This is a genomic window from Solidesulfovibrio alcoholivorans DSM 5433 (assembly GCF_000702665.1).
Lineage (GTDB): Bacteria > Desulfobacterota > Desulfovibrionia > Desulfovibrionales > Desulfovibrionaceae > Solidesulfovibrio > Solidesulfovibrio alcoholivorans.
The window spans coordinates 287371-308741 of sequence record NZ_JNJA01000003.1 but is presented as its reverse complement, the minus strand read 5'-3'; the positions used below and the strand labels follow the sequence as shown (position 1 = coordinate 308741).

The 21371-nt window shown below is 66.9% G+C and carries 20 protein-coding genes and 1 tRNA gene; 11 read left to right on the top strand and 10 right to left on the bottom strand.

Features of this window, described 5'->3' with window-relative positions:
- Window positions 1–39: 39 nt before the first annotated feature.
- Window positions 40–1485, top strand: coding sequence for an inorganic phosphate transporter (locus Q368_RS0107480; protein ID WP_029458564.1), 1446 nt, complete (start codon window positions 40–42; stop codon window positions 1483–1485).
- A 32-nt stretch (window positions 1486–1517) separates the two neighbouring features.
- On the opposite strand, the gene Q368_RS23815 is transcribed toward Q368_RS0107480, so the two are convergent.
- Both Q368_RS23815 and Q368_RS0107470 read right to left on the bottom strand, forming a co-directional pair.
- Window positions 1518–4913, bottom strand: a complete 3396-nt coding sequence (locus Q368_RS23815) for a PAS domain S-box protein (RefSeq protein ID WP_084158713.1) — start codon at window positions 4911–4913, stop codon at window positions 1518–1520.
- Between the two features lie 103 nt (window positions 4914–5016).
- A complete protein-coding gene (locus tag Q368_RS0107470; RefSeq protein WP_029458562.1) occupies window positions 5017–6030 on the bottom strand; it encodes a glycosyltransferase family 2 protein in 1014 nt (337 codons plus the stop codon).
- Between the two features lie 132 nt (window positions 6031–6162).
- Between Q368_RS0107470 and Q368_RS0107465 the strand changes: the two genes are divergently transcribed.
- A complete protein-coding gene (locus tag Q368_RS0107465) occupies window positions 6163–7653 on the top strand; it encodes a hybrid sensor histidine kinase/response regulator (protein ID WP_029458561.1) in 1491 nt (496 codons plus the stop codon).
- On the opposite strand, the gene rfbD is transcribed toward Q368_RS0107465, so the two are convergent.
- Window positions 7620–8510, bottom strand: a complete 891-nt coding sequence (gene rfbD / locus Q368_RS0107460) for a dTDP-4-dehydrorhamnose reductase (protein WP_029458559.1) — start codon at window positions 8508–8510, stop codon at window positions 7620–7622. The genes Q368_RS0107465 and rfbD overlap by 34 nt on opposite strands.
- Window positions 8507–9526: a dTDP-glucose 4,6-dehydratase gene (rfbB, locus tag Q368_RS0107455; RefSeq protein WP_029458557.1), complete on the bottom strand. Its 1020-nt coding sequence runs from the start codon at window positions 9524–9526 to the stop codon at window positions 8507–8509. Before rfbB ends, rfbD begins: the two co-directional genes overlap by 4 nt.
- Window positions 9527–9647: 121 nt before the next feature.
- Here rfbB and Q368_RS0107450 point away from each other — a divergent pair.
- Window positions 9648–9723: transfer RNA gene (locus tag Q368_RS0107450), tRNA-Val, on the top strand.
- A 62-nt stretch (window positions 9724–9785) separates the two neighbouring features.
- Here the strand turns inward: Q368_RS0107450 and Q368_RS0107445 are convergent.
- A complete protein-coding gene (locus tag Q368_RS0107445; RefSeq protein WP_029458555.1) occupies window positions 9786–10118 on the bottom strand; it encodes a hypothetical protein in 333 nt (110 codons plus the stop codon).
- A gap of 118 nt (window positions 10119–10236) precedes the next feature.
- Between Q368_RS0107445 and Q368_RS0107440 the strand changes: the two genes are divergently transcribed.
- The gene (locus Q368_RS0107440; protein ID WP_029458553.1) at window positions 10237–10641 is read left to right on the top strand and encodes a PaaI family thioesterase; all 405 of its coding nucleotides are present in this window, start codon (window positions 10237–10239) and stop codon (window positions 10639–10641) included.
- Window positions 10638–11108: a tRNA (cytidine(34)-2'-O)-methyltransferase gene (locus tag Q368_RS0107435; protein ID WP_029458552.1), complete on the top strand. Its 471-nt coding sequence runs from the start codon at window positions 10638–10640 to the stop codon at window positions 11106–11108. Before Q368_RS0107440 ends, Q368_RS0107435 begins: the two co-directional genes overlap by 4 nt.
- A gap of 29 nt (window positions 11109–11137) precedes the next feature.
- On the opposite strand, the gene Q368_RS23025 is transcribed toward Q368_RS0107435, so the two are convergent.
- From Q368_RS23025 to Q368_RS0107420, 3 genes are all read right to left on the bottom strand, one after another.
- Window positions 11138–11749 carry a tetratricopeptide repeat protein gene (locus tag Q368_RS23025; protein WP_052360072.1) on the bottom strand — a complete coding sequence of 204 codons (612 nt, stop codon included), beginning with the start codon at window positions 11747–11749 and terminating at the stop codon, window positions 11138–11140.
- Window positions 11750–11753: 4 nt separating this feature from the next.
- On the bottom strand, window positions 11754–12872 hold the full coding sequence (locus Q368_RS0107425) for an AI-2E family transporter (RefSeq protein ID WP_052360071.1): 1119 nt from the start codon (window positions 12870–12872) through the stop codon (window positions 11754–11756).
- Window positions 12873–12937: 65 nt separating this feature from the next.
- Window positions 12938–13180 (bottom strand): DUF2905 family protein, encoded by a 243-nt coding sequence (locus Q368_RS0107420; RefSeq protein ID WP_029458546.1) that lies wholly within the window; start codon window positions 13178–13180, stop codon window positions 12938–12940.
- Between the two features lie 61 nt (window positions 13181–13241).
- Here Q368_RS0107420 and Q368_RS0107415 point away from each other — a divergent pair, with 61 nt between their 5' ends.
- The 4 genes from Q368_RS0107415 (at window position 13242) to Q368_RS0107400 (ending at window position 16855) form a co-directional block, all read left to right on the top strand.
- A complete protein-coding gene (locus Q368_RS0107415; RefSeq protein ID WP_029458545.1) occupies window positions 13242–14369 on the top strand; it encodes a pyridoxal phosphate-dependent aminotransferase in 1128 nt (375 codons plus the stop codon).
- A 139-nt stretch (window positions 14370–14508) separates the two neighbouring features.
- On the top strand, window positions 14509–15249 hold the full coding sequence (locus tag Q368_RS0107410) for a basic amino acid ABC transporter substrate-binding protein (RefSeq protein ID WP_029458544.1): 741 nt from the start codon (window positions 14509–14511) through the stop codon (window positions 15247–15249).
- A gap of 69 nt (window positions 15250–15318) precedes the next feature.
- Complete coding sequence (locus Q368_RS0107405) at window positions 15319–16128, top strand: amino acid ABC transporter permease (protein ID WP_029458543.1); 810 nt, start codon at window positions 15319–15321, stop codon at window positions 16126–16128.
- The gene (locus Q368_RS0107400; protein WP_029458541.1) at window positions 16115–16855 is read left to right on the top strand and encodes an amino acid ABC transporter ATP-binding protein; all 741 of its coding nucleotides are present in this window, start codon (window positions 16115–16117) and stop codon (window positions 16853–16855) included. The genes Q368_RS0107405 and Q368_RS0107400 overlap by 14 nt, the downstream gene beginning before the upstream one ends.
- A 374-nt stretch (window positions 16856–17229) precedes the next feature.
- Here the strand turns inward: Q368_RS0107400 and Q368_RS0107395 are convergent, their stop codons facing one another.
- Window positions 17230–18954, bottom strand: a complete 1725-nt coding sequence (locus Q368_RS0107395) for a glycosyltransferase family 2 protein (RefSeq protein WP_052360070.1) — start codon at window positions 18952–18954, stop codon at window positions 17230–17232.
- 161 nt (window positions 18955–19115) lie between these two features.
- On the opposite strand from Q368_RS0107395, the gene Q368_RS0107390 reads away from it, so the two are divergent.
- A complete protein-coding gene (locus Q368_RS0107390; protein ID WP_029458539.1) occupies window positions 19116–19754 on the top strand; it encodes an L-threonylcarbamoyladenylate synthase in 639 nt (212 codons plus the stop codon).
- On the opposite strand, the gene Q368_RS0107385 is transcribed toward Q368_RS0107390, so the two are convergent.
- Window positions 19719–20648 carry a glycosyltransferase family 9 protein gene (locus Q368_RS0107385; RefSeq protein ID WP_029458538.1) on the bottom strand — a complete coding sequence of 310 codons (930 nt, stop codon included), beginning with the start codon at window positions 20646–20648 and terminating at the stop codon, window positions 19719–19721. The genes Q368_RS0107390 and Q368_RS0107385 overlap by 36 nt on opposite strands.
- A gap of 127 nt (window positions 20649–20775) precedes the next feature.
- Here Q368_RS0107385 and Q368_RS0107380 point away from each other — a divergent pair, with 127 nt between their 5' ends.
- Window positions 20776–21234, top strand: coding sequence for an NUDIX domain-containing protein (locus Q368_RS0107380; RefSeq protein WP_029458537.1), 459 nt, complete (start codon window positions 20776–20778; stop codon window positions 21232–21234).
- Window positions 21235–21371: the final 137 nt, after the last annotated feature.

The window sequence follows — 21371 nt, the reverse complement described above, 5'->3', positions numbered from 1 at the left end:
CGCGCCGTCGCTCGGACGCCCTTTCCCACGGAGTACGGCATGGATTTCCTTTCCGGCCTCGACGGCCATACCCTTTTTCTCCTACTGGCCTCGCTCGGCATCGCTCTCTCTTTCGAATTCGTCAACGGCTTTCACGATACGGCCAACGCCGTGGCCACGGTCATCTACACCAAGTCCCTGCGCGCCCGCACAGCGGTCGTGCTGTCCGGGGTTTGCAACTTTCTCGGCGTGCATCTGGGCGGCATCGCCGTGGCCTATTCCATCGTGCACCTGCTGCCCGTGGACCTGCTCGTCTCGGTCAACACCAACCTGGGCCTGGCCATGGTCTTTTCGCTGCTCGTCTCGGCCATCCTCTGGAACTTCGGCACCTGGTACCTGGGCCTGCCCGCCTCGAGCTCCCATACGCTCATCGGCGCGATCCTCGGCGTGGGACTGGCCAACGCCGTGCGCGAGGGCCTGCCCGCCGGCTCCGGCATCAACTGGCACAAGGCCTTGGAAGTGGGGCTGTCGCTTCTCATTTCCCCGGTCATGGGCTTTGTCCTTGCCGGCGGGCTGTTGCTGCTGTTGCAGCGCCTGCTCAAAAATGCGGCCCTGCATTCCCCGCCCGTCGGCGACGCGCCGCCGCCCGCGGCCATGCGCGCGGCGCTGATCGTCTCCGGGCTCGGCGTGTCCCTGGCGCACGGCTCCAACGACGGCCAGAAGGGCGTGGGGCTCATCATGCTCATTTTGATCGGCATCCTGCCCGGGGTTTACGCCCTGGACGTGGATACGCCCAAGGCGGACGTGCTGGCCGTGCGGGAGGTGGCGGCCCGGTTCACGGACTATTTCGACGCGCACAGGCTGGAGATCGAAAAGGCCTACGCGAGCGGTGCGCTCATCGAGACCCCGAAGGCCGGCCCGGCTCCCCACTGCGACGTGCGCGGGGCGGTGCCGGCGGCGGAAGCGATCCAGGTGCGCCTGGCCCAGGCCGACACCATCGCCGCGTTGCCCGAACACGAGCGCTTTGCCATCCGCACGGACATCCTGTGCCTGGACGACGCTTCCCGGCAAATGCAGGACATCGCGCCCGAAGCGGACCGGGAAATGATCGGGCGCTGGCGGGAGGTGCTGCGCCGGCCCACGGAATACGCGCCGGACTGGGTGCTCCTGGCCGTCTCCATGGCCCTTGGCGTCGGCACCATGGTCGGCTGGAAGCGCATCGTCGTGACCATCGGCGAAAAGATCGGCAAGACCAAGCTGTCCTATTCCCAGGGGGCCGCGGCACAGGTGGTGGCCATGACCACCATCGGCCTGGCCGACGGCCTGGGGCTGCCGGTCTCCACCACGCACGTGCTTTCCTCGGGCGTGGCCGGCGCCATGGCCGCCGGGAAAAGCGGATTGCAGATGCGCACGCTGCGCTCCATCGCCATGGCCTGGGTCTTCACCCTGCCTGCGGCCATGTTCCTGGGAGCGGGGCTCTTTTTTCTCTTCGCGTTGCTGGCCTGACAGTGCACCGCCCGCGAGCGCGCAGGGGCGGCCTACGATCCCGTCGCGCCTGATGGTTGGGCCGTCCCCCTGTTGCCGAGGGCCTCTTCGACGTGGCGCAGGCTGTCCTTGATGGCGCCGAAGAGCCGGTCGGCGGCATCGCTGTCGCTGTGGCGCAGGCTTTCCTCCAGGTCGCCGGCAAGGCGTCGTGCGGCCTCGGCCCCGATCGCGCCGACGATGTTCTTGAGGGAATGCGCGGCGAGTGCCGCCTCGTCCCAATTCTCGCTGTTGCGGCAAAGTGTGATGTGGCGCAGCTTTCGCGGATACTGGCGCAGGAAATCCGACTCCAGTTCCCGCAGCAGTTCCGTGTCGCCGCCCAGGCGCTGCAACGCGGCCGCCGTATCCAGGTCCGGAGCCCTGGCGTCGTCCCGCGCCGCGGTCGCCGGTTTGGGCTCCTCCGCGTCGGTGATGCCGCCGAGCAGGACGCCCAGGGCCTGGAAGTCGAGCGGTTTGGCCAGGTAATCGGTCATGCCGGCCTCCAGGCAGCGCTGGCGCACGCCGCTTAAGGCATGGGCGGTCATGGCGATGACCGGGCGGGAACGGTTCAGCGGCCCGGCCTCGCCGGCGCGCAGCCGGCGGGTGGCTTCGAAGCCGTCGCATTCGGGCATTTCCAGGTCCATGAGGATAACGTCGAAGGGGTGGCAGGCGAGGAGGTCCAGGGCTTCCTGGCCGTTTTGGGCCACGACGAAGGTGTGCCCGCGACGGCCGAGGTAGGCGGCGGCCACCTTGATGTTGACCGGGTTGTCTTCGGCCAGGAGGATGCGCAGGGGCCTGTCTGCGGGGAGAATGAAGCCGGCTGCCACCGGATGGTCCGCGCCGCGCTCTTCTGGCGGCGTTTCGGGCAGGGGAATGGCGAAGCGGAAGGTGCTGCCGCGTCCCGGAGCGCTTTCCGCCGCGATGTTGCCGCCCATGAGGCGCGCCAGTTCCCGGCAGATGGCCAGTCCAAGGCCCGTGCCGCCGTAGCGCCTGGAAACCGTGGCGTCGGCCTGGGTGAACATGTCGAAAATGCGGCCGAGGCGTTCGGGAAGGATGCCGACGCCGGTGTCGGCCACGGCGCAGGAAAGCAGCGCGGAGTTGCCCATCGTTGCTGTGGCGACGCGCTTGAGCGAGACGGACACGCCGCCGGTTTCCGTGAATTTGACGGCGTTGCCGATGAGGTTGACGAGGATCTGGCGTAGCCGGATCTGGTCGCCGCGCACGAAGCGGGGGACGTCCGGGGCGACCGACAGGCGCAGGGCAAGCCCCTTGCGCGCGGCCTGCGGCCGCATGGCGCGCACGGTTGCGGCCAGGGTGCGGCGCAGGTCGAAGGGCTCGTTTGCCAGTTCCAGCTTGCGCGCCTCGATTTTCGAGATGTCGAGGACGTCGTTTATAAGGTCGAGGAGGATGCCGGCGGATTCCCGGGCGGTTTCCAGGGCGTCGCGCTGGGTCGGGGACAGTTCGCTGCCGAGCGTCAGGTCGGTCATGCCGATGACGGCATTGAGCGGCGTGCGGATGTCGTGGCTCATCTTGGCCAGGAAATCGCTTTTGGCCCGGTTGGCTCTTTCCGCCTCCTCCTTGGCCAGGCGCAGGTCGGCCTCGATGGCCTTGGTTGCGGTAACGTCGCGCGCCACGGCGAAATAGCGCCGTTCGTCCTCCGGCGTGCCCGGATAACGGTGTACGCGTATGGCCACGGACAGCAGCGTGCCGTCCTTGCGCCGGTATTCCTTTTCGAAAATCGGGGAGAACCCGTGGGCGTCGACGGCGTCGCGCAGGATCGCCTCCTCTTTCTCGTGCCACTCGGGCGGCGTGATGTCCCTGTAGGTCATGCCGGCGAGTTCCGTATCGGTGTAGCCGAGCATCTCGCGAAAGGCCGGGTTCGTTTCGACGATGCGGTCCTTGCGGTCGATCACGACAAAACCGTCTCGCATGGAGGTGAGGAGCGATTTGTAGCGCATTTCCGAGGCGGCCAGGGCTTTCTCGGATTGGTTGCGGGTGGTGATGTCCAGGCACACGCCGACGATGCCGGCTGGAGCGCCCGCGGCGCTGTAATACGCCGATTTGAAGATAAGGAACTCATGGGCAAGGCCGTCCTTGAGCCGGAGCGTGGTTTCGAACTGGACGGAGCGTGACGGGGTAGCGAGGATTTCCCTGTCGGTCGCCTCGCAGCGGGCGACCATCTCCGGCGCATCGATCTCGCTGGAGGTCTTTCCCTTGACGGCGGCCAAAGGGCGGATGTCCGTTTCGTAGGTCTTGTTGACGCCGACGAAGCGCCCGTCGAGGTCTTTGTAGAAAAGTGGCGTGGGAATGGCGTCGATGATCTCCTGGGTAAAGCGGATGCGCTCGCGCAGGGTGTCGGCCATGGCATCCAGGGCCGCGCCGAGTTCGGAGAGTTCCCCGTGCCCGCCGCCCATGTCGCAGCGGCGGTCGAGATCGCCCACGGCCATGGCCTTGGCCATGCGGGCGAGCTTGCCGGCAGGCAGCAACAGAAACGTCCGGCCGAACAGGTAGGCCGCGAAAAGGGCCAGGGCCAGGGTTATGGCGAAAATCACCATGTCCTGGAACAGGGAGGCGGCCATGGGGCCTTCCGCCAGGGCCTTGGGTTCCCCCACGCGCAGGTGCAGCGGCGAGGAGCCGCCGAATCGCACGGCGGCCACGGAGAAAAAATACGGCGAGCCGTCCGGTCCCGGGCCTGTCACGGTCGCGTGGGGCGCACTTTCCTGGTCGGCCAGGATTTGGATGGCGTCCGGAAAGGATTGCCCGACCTCTTGCGGATTTTCCGGCCAGTTGGCCAGGACGAGCCCCGTGTCGTCGAACAAATCGGCCTGGCTTTGCCGCGGCAGGCGCGCATTGGCCATGACGCTGACGAGTTCGGACAGCCGCACGGCGACGGTGCAGACGCCGATGACGTCCCCGGAATCCCCCCGTACCGGGCTGGCCAGGGCGACGCCCGGCAATCCGCTGCGTCGTCCCCGGGCGAAGGCCCCGATGCCGAGAGGGCTGCCGCCCGTCGCCGCGCGCACCCAGGGACGGTCGGCGTAGTTGGCTGCGCTGGTGTCGGGCAGCGTCGAGGCCACGACGTTTCCCCGCAGGTCGAGCAGCGTGATGCTCGAGAAATTGGGGAAGACGCTCGTGGCCTTGGCGAGGAGCGCCTGCGCCGCTTCCGGCTGCATCGACCGTATTTCCGGAAGCAGGACCAGGCCGGAGAGCGCTTCTCTGGAGGACTGTAAGAGTTTACCTATATTTGATGCGGCCAATTCCGTCACTATGCGCAGGTTGTTTGCCGCGGTCGTGAGAGTCATGGCGCGTTTTTCCATGGCGGAGACGACGTGGAGAATGATGGCCGGAGTCAATGCCAGAAGGACAAGCAGTGTAATGCGTACCTGCAAACTCTGCAGCCGTGGCCATTTCATGGTTTCTCCGATCTTCTGGACAGAATTGGGCTTTGTCTAAGATCAAATAAAATATAGTGTTGTGGTAGCTATGGCAAGCGCATCTTGCGTGAAAAGGACCTGTTCAAGCAGCGGACAAATAGGATCGGCCCAGTCTGAATCCGCGGCGCTCCAGGAAGCCGGAAAGGGATTCCACGGCGCCGCGGCTGGCCACGTAGGGCAGGACGAAGCAGTCGCTCGGCGGCGGCGTCTCGGCCAGGGGCAGCACCGGCCGGCCGCCGACGACGCAGTGCACCTTGCGCGGGTCGATGTCGAGCCAGGCGGAGATGGCGACGCCGTGGTCGAGCAGGTGCGCGGCGCGGCGGCGCGTGATGCGGCCGGCCCCGGCCACGAGGACGTTCGGGTGGTGGGGGTTGATGCGGGCGAGCAGCCGGGCCAGGTAGCCGGCCTTGACCCGGAAAAAGGCCTCCGTGTCGTAGCGCGCGTCGGTGCGCGAAAGTCGTCCCGGTGGATCGTTCCAGACGAGCAGGGGTTGGGGCACCTTGGTCATGGCCACGCCAGCGTCGAGCCAGCGCAGCCACAGCTCGTAGTCCTCGGGAAAAGGGCCCTGGCGGTAGCCGCCGTGGCGGGCCGGCAGATCGGCCCGGAACATCACCGAGGGATGGGGCAGGGGTGATTCCCGGAAGATGCCGAAGCGTATCGCCTCGGGATCGCGCAGGCTGTTGGCCCAGTCGAGGTGAGCGCGGTAGCCCCGGGCCTTGCCGGGATCGCCGCCAAAGGCGGCCAGGCAGGAAACCAGTCCGATTTCGGGATGGGCGTCGAGGGCGGCGGCCTGGCGCGCCAGACGCTCGGGGCGGCAGACGTCGTCGGCGTCCATCCGGGCGATGTAGCGCCCGCGCGCGGCGGCAAGGCCGGTGTTTAAGGCGGCCACGATGCCGCCGCGGTCCCTGGCGAGGACACGCAGCCGCGCATCCCGGGCGGCGTATGCTTCGAGAACGGCCCGGGTCGCGCCGCTGTCGTCGGAGCCGTCGTCGACAGCCACGATCTCGAAGTCGGACGCGGTCTGGGCGAAAAGGCTTTCCAGGGCGGCGGGGAGCGTGGCGGCGGCGTTTCGGACCGGCATGACCACGGAAATCATGACGGTATTCTAACGGGGGACGCGGGTTGCGGCAAGTCCGCGCCGTTGCGGCAGTGGAACGGTTTGAGCATTGCCACGGCTGGCCGGCTCTGTTACTTGATTGCCATCCCAGAGGGGAGACGCCGTATCACCATGTCTGACCCGCGCATCATCCTTGCTTCGGACAATGCCGCCCTGGCTGCCGCGCTCGTCCGGCAGTGCGGCGGCTCCCCCCTTCCCGGCGCCGTCCGCTCCGGCGACCCCGAAGCCGTGATGGCGCTTCTGACCGGAGCCTCCGGGACCGCCGGCGCGCTGTGCGTGGTGGACATGGACCTGCCGGGCGAGGTGGTGTCACGCCTTGCCGCCGCCGCCGCCGCCGCGAAGGTCCCCTGGCTGGCGGCCGGCAGTCTCTACTCCCCGCAACTGCGCGAACAAGCCGAAGCCCTCGACGCCATCGACTTCGTGGTGGCCGATCCGGAGGAGCCGGAACGCGTGGCGCAGTTCGCCTGCCGGCTGCTCAAGAACCGCCACTGCCGCATCCTGATCGTGGAGGATTCCGCCTTCATGCGCCGGCATCTGCGCGGCCTGCTGCGGCGCTACCAGTTCCGCGTCCACACCGCTGCCGGCGCGGACATGGCCCTGCGCATCCTCGGGCAGCGCCCGGATATCGCCGCCGTCATCATGGACTACGACATGCCGGGCACCAACGGCGTGGAGTTGACGCGGGCCATCCGGCGGGGCTTTCGCAACCGCGAAGTCTGCCTCATCGGCGTCTCGGGCAAGGCGCCCCGGTCCATTTCGGCGGAATTTCTCAAAAACGGCGGCGACGATTACCTGCACAAGCCCTTCGAGCGCGAGGAACTCTATTGCCGCGTGCTGCACGGCGTCGAGGCCGTGGAGCGCATGCTCGAGATCAAGCGCCTGGAAAGGCTGCGCCGCATGTTTCTGTCCATGCTCGCCCACGACCTCAAGAGCCCGGCCGGCGGCATCGTGGGCGCGGCCAACCTGATCCTCGACGGCATCTGCGGCCAGGTCGGCGGCGAGGTGCGCGAGATGGCGGCGGTCATCAGCCAGGCCGGCCGGCGGCTGTGCTCGCTGGCCTCCAACATGCAGGACCTCACGCGCCTGGAGACGGGCCGCCTGGAACCGGCGCTGACCATCGCCTGCCTGGACGGCATCGTCATGGAGCGTGTGCGCCTGGCCGAGGCCACGGCCTCGGGCAAGGGCATCACCATCGGGACCGAGGTGGAGCAGATTCCGCCCCTGCCCTTCGACCCCGACCTGCTCGCCAGACTGCTCGACAATCTGCTGTCCAACGCCGTGAAGTTTTCGCCGCCCCGCTCGCAGGTCCGGGTGGACCTGCGTCTGCTCGGCAACGAAGCCGTGGTGCGGGTGCGGGACCAGGGGCCGGGCATCCTGCCCGAAGAGCGCGTGCGCCTTTTCAAGCCCTTCGAGCGCCTCTCCGCCCGGCCCACCGCCGGGGAGAAAAGCCTGGGCCTGGGGCTTGCCATCGCCGAAGGCATCGCCGTGGCCCACGGCGGGCGCATCTGGGTGGAAAGCGAGCCCGGGCAGGGCGCCGCGTTCTGCTTCGCCCTGCCCGCCAGCCCCGATCAGTCGCTGGTGTGCGCCTGCGCCTGCGAATAGACGTATTCCCGTAGACTTTGCACCCAAGGTCTGGGCGTGCGGCCGATGGCTTCGGCCAGTTTGGCGTTCGACAGCACCGAATAGCGCGGCCGCCAGGCTTTCTGCGGATACGCCGCGGAGGGGATGGGCAGCACCCGGCAGTGGATGCCGGCCGCGATCACGGCTTCGGCGGCCAGCTCGCACCAGTTGGCGCGGCCCGAGCCCACGGCGTGGAAGACGCCGGTCTTTCCGGTCGCGGCGAGGTCCGCCGACCAGCCGGCCAGATCTAGGGTGCAGGTGGGCGAGCCGACCTGATCGGACACCACCTTGAGTTCCTCCCGCGTCCGGGCGAGGTTCAGGATGGTGTCCACGAAGTTCTTCTTTCCCGGTCCGAACAGCCAGGCCGTGCGCAGGATCTGGTACTTGAGCGCCCCGGCCTCCAGGATCGCCTTTTCCCCGGCCAGCTTGCTCGCGCCGTAGACCGAGCGCGGGTCGGTCGGGTCTTCTTCCGTATACGGCTTGTCCGCGTCGCCGCCAAAGACGAAATCCGTGCTGTAATGCACGAACATGACCTTGGCCGCGTCGCAGGCCCGGGCGAGCAGCCCCGGCAGGTCGCGGTTGAGGCGGTAGGCTTCGTCCGCGTCGTCCTCGGCCGCGTCCACGGCGGTGTAGGCCACGGTGTTGAACAGGTGCGTTGCGCCAAAAGCCTCGATGGCGCGCGCCACGGCGGCGGCGTCGAAGGGGTCGAGTTCGCCGCGCGTGGTGGGCGAGACCGCGAACCCCGAGGCGAGGAGGGCGGCGGTCAGTGGGCGGCCGAGCAGCCCGGTCTTGCCGCCAAGGACGATGGCGCGGCCTTTTTCGGCGCTGGCGGCGGTCATGCCCGCGCTCCGTACCAGCTGTCCATGAACTGGCGGTAGGCCCCGGACTTGACGCTCTCGAGCCATGCGCCGTTGTCGCGGTACCACTGCACGGTTTCGGCGATCCCGCGCGCGAAGTCGTAGGACGGGGCGAAGCCCAGTTCGCGGGCGGCCTTGGTGAAGTCCATGGCGTAGCGGCGGTCGTGGCCGGGGCGGTCGGTCACGAAGCGGATGAGGCTTTCGGGCTTGCCGAGGGCGGCCAGAAGCGTGCGCACGACCTCGATGTTGGGTTTTTCCGCGTCACCGCCGAAGTTGTAGACTTCGCCGGCCTTGCCCTTGAGCAGGGCCAGCTCCACGCCGCGGCAGTGGTCCGTGACGAAGATCCAGTCGCGCACGTTCAGGCCGTCGCCGTAGACGGGCAGGGGCTCGTCGGCCGCGGCCCGGGAGAACATGAGGGGGATGAGCTTTTCCGGGAACTGGTAGGGGCCGTAGTTGTTGGAGCAGCGGGTGATGACCGTGTCGTAGCCGTAGGTTTCGTAGGCGGCGCGCACGAGCATGTCGGCCCCGGCCTTGCTGGCCGAGTAGGGGCTGTTGGGGGCCAGCGGCGTGTCCTCGCGAAATTTCCCTTCCGGCCCGAGCGTGCCGTAGACCTCGTCGGTGGAGACGTGGACGAAGCGGCGCACGCCGCCTGAGCGGGCCGCGTCGAGCAGGGTCTGCGTGCCGGCCACGTTGGTGGCGATAAACGGCGCGGCGTCGCTGATGGAGCGGTCCACATGGGTTTCGGCCGCGAAGTTGACCACGGCCTCGATGCCGTGGGCGGCGAACAGGTAATGCGCCAGTTCGGCGTTGCCGATGTCGCCCCGGACAAAGACGTAGCGGCCGGTGTAGGCGGCCTCGACGTCGGCCAGGCTCTGGCGGTTGCCGGCGTAGGTCAGGGCGTCGAGGTTGACGATGGTCAGGTCGTCGTGGCGGGCCAGCATGTCGCGGATGAAGTTGGAGCCGATGAAGCCGCATCCGCCGGTCACGAGCAGTCGCATCAGTATATTTTCCTTTTAGTCTGGGTGGTTACGTTTGCCGTTCGGGCCAACGGACATCTTTTTACCCGTTTGCCTCAAAAAAGTCTTGCCAAAACAGGTCGGTCCACATACATTCTTCGACGGGCGATTAACTCAGCGGTTAGAGTGCCATCTTCACACGGTGGAAGTCCGGGGTTCAAATCCCCGATCGCCCACCACCGACCCCAAAAAAAACGCTCCGCTCAGGCGGGGCGTTTTCATTTGGCGGTTCCTGCTTCCCTCACTGGACACCACGCGCGCGGTACTCCTGGATCTGCCGGTAGTCGTTTACGATTTTCGCCTTGAGCGTCTCGATCTCGCGCACGTAGTGCTGTTTGAGGATGCGGATCTCCTCGCGGCGGCGCGCCGAGGCCGGGTCGTTGGCCACAGTGGCCCGCATCTCCACGTCGTAAGCACCGAGGATGCGTTCGTAGTCGGCAATGGTCTTGCGCGCGGTCTCGATGGAGCGGTTGAGGTCGGCTGGACCCTGCGGCGCAGCCAGGGCAGCGGTGCCGCCGGCAAGGGACAGCAGCACGCCGCAAAGCAGAAAAGCGAGGCAGAGGCGTTTTCGCATGGCGTTCCCCGTGAGCTGGGATGCTCTTGGCCATACCGACAATCCGCCGGCTTGACAAATCCTGCCGCCGGGAGTTTTCTCCCCGGGTTTCTCCCCCTGTGCAAAAAAAGGAATCGCCATGGACATGCAGTGGTTTCTCGACCGCGACGCCTTTGCCGGCCTGCTCGGCATCCGCCTCCTCGAAGCCGGGCCGGGCTACGCCAAGACGGCCATGGATCTGACGGACCAGCTCAAAAATGGCGCCGGCATCGCCCATGGCGGGGCCGTCTTCACCCTGGCCGACCTGGCCTTCGCCGTGGCCGCCAACTCCCACGGCAAGCTGAGCCTGGCCGTGGCCGCCTCCATTTCCTACGTCAAGGCCGGCAAGGGCAAGACGCTTTTCGCCGAGGCCCGCGAGGTGTCGCTCGGCGGCAAGATGGGGACCTACGCCATCACCATCACCAACGACGCCGGCGAAGCCGTGGCCGCGTTCCAGGGCACGGTCTACCGCAAGGATATGCCCTACACCCGGGAGACTGCGTGATCGAAGTCGTGCTCTACGAGCCCGAGATTCCCCAGAACACGGGCAGCGTTGCCCGGCTTTGCGCCGCGACCAAAACGCCCCTGCACCTCGTCAAACCCCTGGGTTTTTCCCTGGAGGACCGCTACCTCAAGCGCGCCGGGCTCGACTACTGGCCCCACGTGAACCTGACGGTGTGGGAGTCCTTCGCCGACTTCAGGGCGGCACGGCAAGGCTCCCGCGTCGTGGCCGCAACCGCCGGCAACCGGGGGCATGCGGCCGCGTCCTACCACCAATTGGAGTACGGCCGCGACGACGCGCTTGTCTTCGGCACGGAGAGCAGGGGACTGCCCGAACACCTGCTGGAGGCGGCCCACGCCCTCGTGCGCATCCCCATATGGGGGCAGGTGCGCAGCCTCAACCTCGCCAACGCCGCCTCCGTCGTGCTCTACGCGGCCCTGCGCCACGTGGGTGAACTGGACGGAAAATAAGAACTTCCGCCTCCCGGTGCCGCTCCGCGTCACTTGCGGCGCGGCGACCAGTTCCTGGCCATGGTCTGGATCGATTCGACCTGGCGCGGGGCGAGCATGGCTTCGATCTGGTCGCGCAGGGAGGTGGCGGCGGTTTTGTCTTCGGCGGGCAGGTCCGGCGCGGCGACGGCCAGGATGGACCAGAAGTAGGCTTTGACGGTGTTTTTGGAGACGCCCTTGCCGTAGAGGTAGAGCGTGGCGAGAAGGTATTGCGCGCCGCCCTTGCCGGCGAGGCCGGCGTCGGTGAGCAGTTTGGCGGCGTCGCCGAAGTTCTGGGGCACGCCCTGGCCGTAGTAGTAGAGCTTGCCCAGGCAGTACTGGCCGTCGGCGTTGCCGAGAGAAGCGGATTTCTTGAACCACTCCGCCGCCTTGGCGAATTCCTGGGGCGTTCCCTGGCCGGTATAGTACATGGCGGCCACCTGGTTTTGCACGGTGGCGTCCCCGGCGGCGGCCACGGGCAGGAATTCCTCCAGGGCCCTGGCGTAATCGCCTTCGCGGTAGGCTTTGACCCCTTCCTCCAGGCCGGCCTGCGCCGCGTGCGGCGCAACGAGAAGGCACGTGGCCGTCAGCACGGCCGCGACAAGATGCACTGCGCGTCCCAAAACCTCATTCCTTTGTTGCGTCTGTGGGTTGCGGATCGCGCCGCAGGCAGTCCGTCATCGATTCGCCGGGTCGGCACAGGTGGAAGTCGTTGCCGAGGATGACATGGCGGTAGAGGAACACGGAAACCGGCACGCCGAGGACCATGCCCCACAGGCCGAAGAGTTTGTGGCCGACGTAGAGGATCATGAGGGTGACCAGGGGGCTGATCTTGAACATGGCGGCCACGATGCGGGGATTGAGCACGTAGGTTTCGATGGTGTGCACGATGATGATCATGACGATGGCCCACAACGCATGCCCGGGGCCGGTGGTGTTGACCGCGACGAGCACGATGGGCGCCGAGGAGATGAAGGTGCCGAGCACGGGGATGAGCCCGCAGAAAAAGACCACCGTGGACAGCAGGATGACGGGTTCGATGCCGAGGAGGTACATGCCCACGGCCGTGAACACGGTATTGACGCCGGCGATCATCATCTGCGCCCGAAAGCCCATGCCCACGACCACGGCGAAGCGCACCACGCTGCGGGCGGTGACGTCGTAGATGTCGCGCAGGCGCGAGTCGCGAAGCGCGATGGTCTTGGCGCGCAGGTTGGGCAAGTCGAGCATGATGAGGAAGCTGAACAGCGTGCCCAGGAGAAACGTGGAGACGTAGATGGAGATCTGGTTGAGCGAGTTGACGGCCAGGGTGAAAAGCGTCTCGGTCTTGACGCCGACCAGGGCTTCCAGGGTGAGGTAATCCTTCACCTTGGAGATGGGCGCTGCCATGTCCGGCGCGAGCCAGGCCCATTGGTCGAGGTGCTTGCGCAGGGTTTCCAGGGTGTCGGGCAGTTTCTTGAGGAAGGAGGAGGATTCGGCCCCGAGCTTGGGCAACACCGAGGACACGAGCAGCAGCACCAGGGCCACGAAGACGAGGTAGATCACCACGGCCCACAGCGTGCGGGGGAGCTTCGTACGTCTCGCCAGGGCCTCGATGGGGCCGCTGAAGAGAAAGCAGAGGATGTAGGTGATGAAAACCAGTCCGAACAGGCCGTAATAATTGATGAGCCAGACCAGGCCGAAAAAGGCGGCCCAGATGGCGAGGGTCTTGTTGGTGCGAAGCGCCTGGGAGATGTCGAATGGCATAGGAGGGCAGGGCTAGCACAATTCGCGCGGGGCGACAATGTCGGCGCGGTGACGGATACGGGGCGTCATTTCCGGAACCAGGAGGCCCGCAAGGACAGGACGATGCTGATGACGAGGCATGTGACCCAGGGAATGCAAACCGAAAATCCTTCGCGTTCGATGCGCACGTCGCTGGGAAGACGTCCCGGCGGCAGGCGTTGCCACAGGTCGCGCCAGAGCCCCGGGCGGTCCGCCAGGAGCATGAGCGCGCCCGCGCAGGCCAATACGAGCCCCCGGAACAAAAGCAGCTTGCCGGGAGAAAAATTCATCGGTATGCCCGCTTTTTCCCGTGAGCAACACTATCCCCAAGGCACAAGGAAGGCAATCGCCGTGCAACTCCCCCCTTTTCGCCTGGAACGCTTTTTCGCCGAACATGAATTCACCGCGCCGCGGCTGCTTTGCGCCTCCGACGGCGAGACCTTGTCCGTGGCCGACCTGTTCGCGCTCGTGCCCGGGGCCGAGGCCGGGCTTTCCCGTCTGCGCCTGGGCTACACCGATTCCCGGGGCGCTCCCGAGCTGCGCGAGGCCATCGCCGGGCTCTACGAAACCATTTCCCCGGACGACGTCCTGGTTCATGTCGGGGCCGAGGAAGCCATCTACACCTTCATGGCGGCCACGCTCGCCCCGGGTGACGCCGTCGTCGTGCCCACGCCCTGCTACCAGTCCCTGACCGACGTGGCCGTGGGCCTTGGCGCGCATGCGTCCGCCTGGCTGTGCGACCCGGCCTGGGGATTCGCCCCGGACATGGCCGAACTCGGGGCGCTGCTCGGGGGGCGAAGCAGGGCTCTGGTGCTCAATTTCCCGCACAACCCCACGGGATACATGCCCGCGCCCGAGGTGTTCGCGTCCATGCTCGAAATGGCCCGGGAACACGGGGCCAGGGTGTTTTCCGACGAGGTTTACCGTTTTTCCGAGGCCGAAGGGGTCGCGCCGCTGCCTGCGGCCTGCGACCTGGACGAGCGCGCGGTCTCCCTTGGCGTCATGTCCAAATCCTTCGGCCTGCCCGGGCTCCGCGTCGGCTGGGTGGCCTGCCGCGACCGCGAGCAGCTCGCCCGTATGGCCGCGATCAAGGACTACCTCTCCATCTGCGGCTCGGCGGTCTCGGAGTACCTGGCCGTATGCGCGCTTCGCGCGCGCGAGGCGATCCTTGGCCGCATGCGGGAGCTGCTCGGGCGCAACCGCGCGCTGCTTGCGGACTTTTTCCACGCCCGCGCGGGCATGTTCCATTTCGTGCCGCCGCGCGGCGGCCTGACCGCCTTTCCGGGCCTCGTCTCCGGCGACGCGGACGCGTTTTGCCGGGCCGCCCTTCACGAGGCCGGGCTGCTGCTGTTGCCGGGCAGGCTCTACGGCGCGCAGTGGCCGGAGCGGTTCCGCATCGGTTTCGGACGGGCGGATTTTGCGGAAAACCTGAAAAAGCTTGGCGAATTTTGCCAATTTTGGGATGCCGCGCGGGCTTAGGAAATTCGCCGGAGCAAGCGCATTTGCGCCCCGATGCCCTTGAATTTTTGTGACGTTTCAGCCACAAAAGTGCGAACGCTTCCCGGGCTCGAAGGGGGCTGTCCCCACACTTTTTTGCACACCCACAAAGGAGTCTTCCGTGGTCAAAAAACTCGTCCTGTCCCTGGCCCTCGTCGCCTTGACGGCCTCCCCCACCCTGGCGAAAACCATCATCTTCGCCACGGACGCCACCTGGCCGCCCATGGAGTTCGTCAACGCCGACAAGCAGATCACCGGCTACGCCATCGACTACATGAAGGCCGCCGGCAAGGAAGCCGGCTTCACCCCCGAGTTCAAGGCCGTGGCCTGGGACGGCATCTTCGCGGGCCTGGCCGCCGGCAAGTACAACGCCATCTGCTCCTCGGTGTCCATCACGGACGAACGCAAAAAGACCATGGAGTTCTCCACTCCCTATTTCAAGGTGCGCCAGGCCCTGGTCATTCCGGTCAAGTCCGCGGCCAAGTGCATCGACGACATGAAGGGCAAGACCCTTGGCGCGCAGATCAGCACCACCGGCCACTTCGCCATCAAGAAGGCCGAGGGCGTCAAGGACAAGTCGTATGACGAAGTCGGCCTGGCCTTTGAAGACCTCTACAACGGCCGCATCGACGGCGTGGTCTGCGACGACCCGGTCGCGGCGCAGTACGCCCTGCAAAACGATAAGTACAAGGGCGCGCTCAAGATCGCGTGCATCATCGAAGCCGGCGACGAGTACTACGGCATCGCGCTGCAGAAGGGGAACAAGGAAGACCTGGAGCTCATCAACAAGGGCATCAAGGCCGTGCAGGAAAAGGGCATCGACAAGCAGTTGCTTGCCAAGTGGATCGGCGGCGGCAAATAGCGCCACTCCCTAAGACTTCATGACGTCCGCCGGCCCGGGCCGGCGGACGTCGTTTCGTGGAACAGGCTCATGACCAAGCAATGCAAGACTCCTGTCGATGACGGCAACATTGTCATAGACGTCGGCGACGGCGCGGCTATCCCCAAATCCTCCGACAAGGGCCTCGTTTCGGCTTGGCGCTTGTCATTCGCCGGGGCCGTGATCGTCCTGGCCTGCCTGCTGTATTTCAAGCCCGACCCCTACCTGCGTATTTTCAAGTTCGTGCCCGACGGCATCCTGGTCACCTTCCAGGTCACCGTCTGCTCCATCGCCCTGGCCCTGCTGTTCGGCCTCATCACCGGACTCGGCCGCATTTCCCGCAACAAGTACATCAACCTCGTCGCCTCCACCTACGTGGAGATCGTGCGCGGCGTGCCCCTGCTCGTCCAGCTCTTCTACATCTACTACGCCCTGGGCCGCGTCGTGCACGTGCCGGACCTGCTCGCCGCGGTCATCTCCATGAGCGTGTGCTACGGCGCGTACATGGGCGAGGTCTTCCGGGCCGGCATCACCGCCATCCCCGTGGGCCAGACCGAGGCGGCGCGCTCGCTCGGGTTCAACCGCGCCCAGACCATGTATTACGTCATCCTGCCGCAGGCTTGGCGCACCATCCTGCCTCCCGTGGGCAACGAATTCATCGCCCTGCTCAAGGACACCTCGCTGGTGTCCATCCTGGGCGTGGCCGACCTGCTGCGCCGCGGCCGGGAATACGCCTCGGAATCCTTCGAGTACTTCGAGACGTTCACCATGGTCGCCGTGATCTACCTCATCATTACCCTGATCCTGTCCAAACTCGTCAGCATCATGGAGGAGCGTCTGTCCCACCATGTCAAACGATAATCCCATCATCCGCATCACGGACGTCAGCAAGTTCTTCGACGAGGTGGCTGCGCTGACCAATGTCAGCCTCGACGTGGCCACCGGCGAAAAGGTCGTCATCATCGGGCCGAGCGGCTCGGGCAAATCCACGCTGCTGCGCACGATCAACCGGCTCGAGGACATCAGCCGGGGCAAGATCGTGGTGGACGGCTTCGATCTCGACGACCGCTCCATCGACATCAACAAAGTGCGCATGGAAGTGGGCATGGTCTTCCAGAGCTTCAACCTCTTCCCGCACAAGACCGTGCTGCAAAACGTGACCCTCGCGCCGATCAAGCTCAAGGGCATGTCCAAGGACGAGGCCGACGCCCTGGCCCGCAAGCTCCTGGACAAGGTCGGCATCCTGGAAAAGGCCGACGTCTTTCCTGCCAAGCTCTCGGGCGGCCAGCAGCAACGCGTGGCCATCGCCCGGGCCCTGGCCATGAACCCCAAAATCATGCTCTTCGACGAGCCGACCTCAGCGCTGGACCCGGAGATGATCGGCGAGGTCCTCGACGTCATGGTGCGCCTGGCGCGCGAGGGCATGACCATGGTCTGCGTCACCCACGAAATGGGCTTCGCCCGGGAAGTGGCGGACCGCATCGTGTTCATGGACGAAGGGCAGATTCTCGAGGTGGCCACGCCCGCGGAGTTTTTCACCAGCCCCAAGCACCCGCGCACGCAGAAGTTCCTGGAGCAGATTCTGTAACGGGTGCCGGTGCGGGAGGACTGTCGGATCGGAGGAAGATGCCTCCGGGCCTGGGGGGATCATCCCCCCAGGACCCCCTGGGCGGGGAGACGGTAAGCGGGTGGGAGGACGGCCGGTGGGCGGTGCGTCGGGGGCTGTGGTCGCGGAAAGAGGGGCAACCCGAAGGCCGCAACGCCGGTCAGCACGTTGCCCCTCTTTCCGCGACCACGGGCGCCAGCGGCGAAGCGCCGCATTTTAAAATTTTTCCTTAAGTTTTTTTCTAGGGCGTTCAGCCGACGCACTCCCGCCCACGACCGCGCTTCCACCCGCTTCCCCAATCCCCTATCGAGGAGGTCCAGGAGGGGGTCACCCCCTCCTGGCTGCCGGAGGCATCTTCATCCCTTCATCCCTCCATTCCTTCTCGCACTCTCTCCCTGCTCCATCCCCTCATTGATTCGCCGCACTTCCGAGTACTTCCCCCTCAAATCCTCCCGTAGCGACTCCAAATTGCCGCGCCAGAGGCGCTCGGCGTCGGCGTCGGAAACCTTGTGTTCGAGTTTGATCTTGTTGCCCATGATGTGGGCGACTTGCGCCATGTTCTGCGCCATGGCGAGGCTCGAGCCCTGTTTGTGGGCGACGCGGACGGTGCCGTCATAGACGGCGGGGCGGTCGGCGAGGAAGGCGCGGATGTCGCGGTCGAGGTCGTCGAACTGGGTGGGGTTGAAGCGGATGTCGAAGCCGCCGACGGCGTCGAGGGAGGCGCGCGGCAGCAGGTGGCAGCAGCCGGAAACGGACAGACAGGGGCGGGAGTAGGCGTAGAGGCCGAGGTCCGGCGCGCCCCGGCAGGGTTCGCAGACGAAGAGGCGTTCGTTGGTTTCGGGCAGGCTTTGTTCGCCTGTCCGCGGCGGGAAGAGGTTGAAGTCGGCGGACTGGTGGTCGTTTGGCGCGTCCTTGTCCACAATGGCGCAGCCGATGGCTCCGGCGTCGGGGTGGTCGCGGCCGGTTTGCAGGAGCCGGGCGAGCCAGTCGGGTTCGGGGAAGGCGTCGTCGTCGAGGAAGGCGACGTTGCGGCAAGCGGCGACTTCGGGCAGGGCGAGCAGCCAGTTGCGCGCGCCGGGCGCGCCGATGTTGACGGGAAGGGCGACGTGCAGGAAGCGGCCTGCGGGGAAAAGCGGGGCCACGTCGCGCAGGACGTCGGCCGTATGGTCGCTGGAGCCGTTGTCGAGCGCCGCGACGAGCGCGCCGCCGAGGTCGGTTGCGGCCAGGTGGGTGAGGCATTCCCGGAACAGCTCAGCCTTGTTCATGGAGTAGAGGCACACGGCCGCTTCGCCGGGATGCGGGACGGGCGGCGCGGTCCGGGGGCGCGACAGCGCGAAGGCGCGAAGCGTCAGGTTGCCGTGCTGGGGCAGGGCGCGCCACGCGCCGAGGCAGGCGGCGAGCGCTTCGCCCCTGCGCCCCAGGCGTTCCAGGCAGTGCGATGCGGCGATGGCGGCGTAAAGGCCCCAGGCATCCGGGTCGAGGGCGGCGAGTTTTTCGAGGGCGGTTTCCGGGGGCAGGCGCAGCACGGCCAGTTCGGCGGCGAGGCGGGCGAAAAGGGGGGGCGGGATGCTCCCGGCGAAGCCGTCGAGAAGGGCCGCGGCGAGGCCTGCGTCCGGCAGGCGGCACAGGCTGCCGAAAGCCGGGGCGAGCCGGCCCAGGGCGTGGCTTTTGTCCTTGGCGGCCACTTCCAGGTAGCGCGCGACGAGGTCGGCGTCGCCGCTGGCCCTGATCTGTTCGAAGGGGATGTCCGTCGGCGCGTGGTGCATGGCCGCCCGGACCAGACGTGTCGTGGCCGCGGCCCGGGACGGCAGGAAGGGGTGGTTGCGCTGTGTCTCCTCGAGCAGGGCGAGGTTTGCCGCGTCGAAGGGGGTTTCCGCAAACGCCAGGGCAAGCAGTCCCTGTGCGGCGGCCAGGCAGTCGGCGTTGCCCTGGCCGAGGAGGATGCGGCACAGGGACAGGCGCAGTTCCTTTTGCTCGCTCGTCAGGGCCCAGAGGGGCAGGGCGTCCAGGATGGCGGGCAAGAATTCCGGGGAGGGAACGGGCAGGGCGGGCAGGGGCATGAAACCGGTCGCGGACGGCATGGCGGTCCTTTTCCCTTGGTTGCGATGGTGGTAGGCTGCCTTCCGCACTACGGAAACACCGGCCAAAAGTCCATCGGCCGCTCTTTGTGGTTGAATTTCCCCCATGCGGGAGGTCCAGGAGGGACAGCGTCCCTCCTGGCCACCGGAGGCATTTTTCACCCATGCTCCACATCGACCTCTCCACGGCGGCCCGGGCACTTCGCGCCGGGGGCTGCGTGGTCTACCCGACCGAGACGTTTTTCGCCCTGGGCGCGCTGGCGACCGAGGCGGCGGCGCTTGCGCGCGTCGTGGCGATCAAGGCCCGGCCGGCGACCAAGCCCTTGCCGCTGCTCGTGGGGGAGATGGGGCAGCTTGCGGGCGTGTTGCGCGAAGGGTTCCTGGACGGCCCGCTGGGCGCGGATTTCGAGGCGCTGGCCGCGCGCTTCTGGCCCGGACCGCTTTCGCTCGTCGTGCCGTGCCGGGAGGATTTGCCCGTTCTGGTCAAGGACGCGCGGGGCTATGTTTCGCTGCGTTTTACGCCGCATCCGGCGGCGGCGGCCTTGTGCCGTCTGGCGGGCGGAGCGGTGGTCGCCACGAGCGCCAATGTGAGCGGGTTCCCGCCGGCGGCGACGCTGGAAACGCTCGACCCCGCGGTGGTTGCGGCGGCGGACGGCGTGGTCGCCGCGGGGCCGGCGCCCGGCGGCGGCCAGGCGTCCACCGTGGCGGGGCTTGCCGGCGGGCGGCGGCTTGCGATTTTTCGCGAGGGCGCAACGCCCCTTGCGGCGTTACGGGCGGCCGGGTACGAGCCCTGCGCGCCGTAGGCGGGCGAGCACGTCCTCGGGCGCGATGCGCACCATGCAGGGCAGGGGCCTGGCGCAGCCCGGGGCGAATTCTCCGGACGTCACCGCCGTGCAGGGCGCGCAGGGCAGGCTGGCGCGGAGGATCTCCAGGCCGGCCGGTCCCCACTGTCGCGGCGACGTCGGGCCGAAAAGCGACACCCCCGGCACGCCGTGCAGGCCGGCGAGGTGCATGGGGCCGCAGTCCGGCCCGACCACGAAGCGGCAACCGCGCAGGGCTTTTGACAACGCTTCGAGGTCCTCCGGTTCGAGGATTTCCCCTGCCTGCGGCACGAGGCCCCGGTCCCGTTCGACCGGGCCGATGACGAAAACGGGGCGCACGCCATATTCCCGTAACAACCGCGCCAGATGCTGCCAAAGGGCCAGCGGCCAGGCCTTGTCCATGTGCCCGGCCCCGGGAAAGAGGAGCGCCGCATCGCCCGTCGGGGCATGCCCGCCGAAATACCCCTGGAACGCCTCCCGGTAATCCTCCGCAAAGGGGATGCCCCAGCCGCCAAGGGCTTCGCGGTACAGGGCCAGGGGCGAAACGTCGCGCCCCGGCACGACGCCGGGGACGAAGCGGAACCCCTCCCAGGGAGGCAGCGCCGGCCGCGCGGCCAGCCCCGGCCGGAAAACCCATGCGTTTTCGAGTTCCTTGGGCCAGGCGTCGCCCGCGAAACGCGCGTCCAGGGCGCGGCGGAGTTCCGGCGGACAGGGCGCGGCCAGGGGGGCGAGCCAGCGGCCATGGGACGGCGGCGCGGCCCAGCAGGCGGGGACTGCCGGGAAATGGCGCGAAACGGAAAGAAAAAAAGGCCAGGCCAGAAGAAAATCTCCAAGGGCTCCGGCATGTTCCAAAACGATCTTGTCAGGGGGCTGCATTTCGCGTAGTCTCACGGATAAGAAAAGACGTATTTTTATAAACGCTTGAGGCCTCTTTCCCAGCGCGCCCGACCGGCGGGCCGCAAGATGGGACGACGCCTTGGGCCCGTCCGGGAGCCGACGACACATGGCCCTTACCAAACCCTGCCCCCATTGCGGCCAGCCCGTGGTCCACTACCGCAATCCCGTGCCCACGGTGGACGCGCTCATCCATATTCCGGGGCGCGGCGTGGTCTTCGTCAAACGCCTCAACGAACCCTTCGGCTGGGCCTTGCCCGGGGGCTTCGTGGATTACGGCGAACCCGCCGAGAAGGCCGCCATCCGGGAGGCCAAGGAGGAAACGGGCCTCACCGTGGAGTTGACCGGACTCTTGGGCGTGTATTCCGATCCCGCCCGCGATCCCCGGCAGCACACCATGAGCGTGGTCTACATCGCCCAGGCCCTCGACCCGGACGAACTGGCCGCCGGCGACGACGCCAAGGAAGTCGACGTCTTCCCCATAGGCCAATGGCCCAGCCCCCTCTGCTTCGATCACGAACGCATTGTCAACGATTATGCGATGTTAATTGGAAAGTATAAAATCTGATCCGTTTGCCGCCATGGTGTGCTTACTGTTTCGGGCGGCGGAGGGCAAGCGGCGCTTTGTCCGCGCATGCGCGGCAACGCCGCACGCCGTCACGGGAAACGGGCGGCTTCGGGCTCGAGAACGCAACCGGCCAGGCC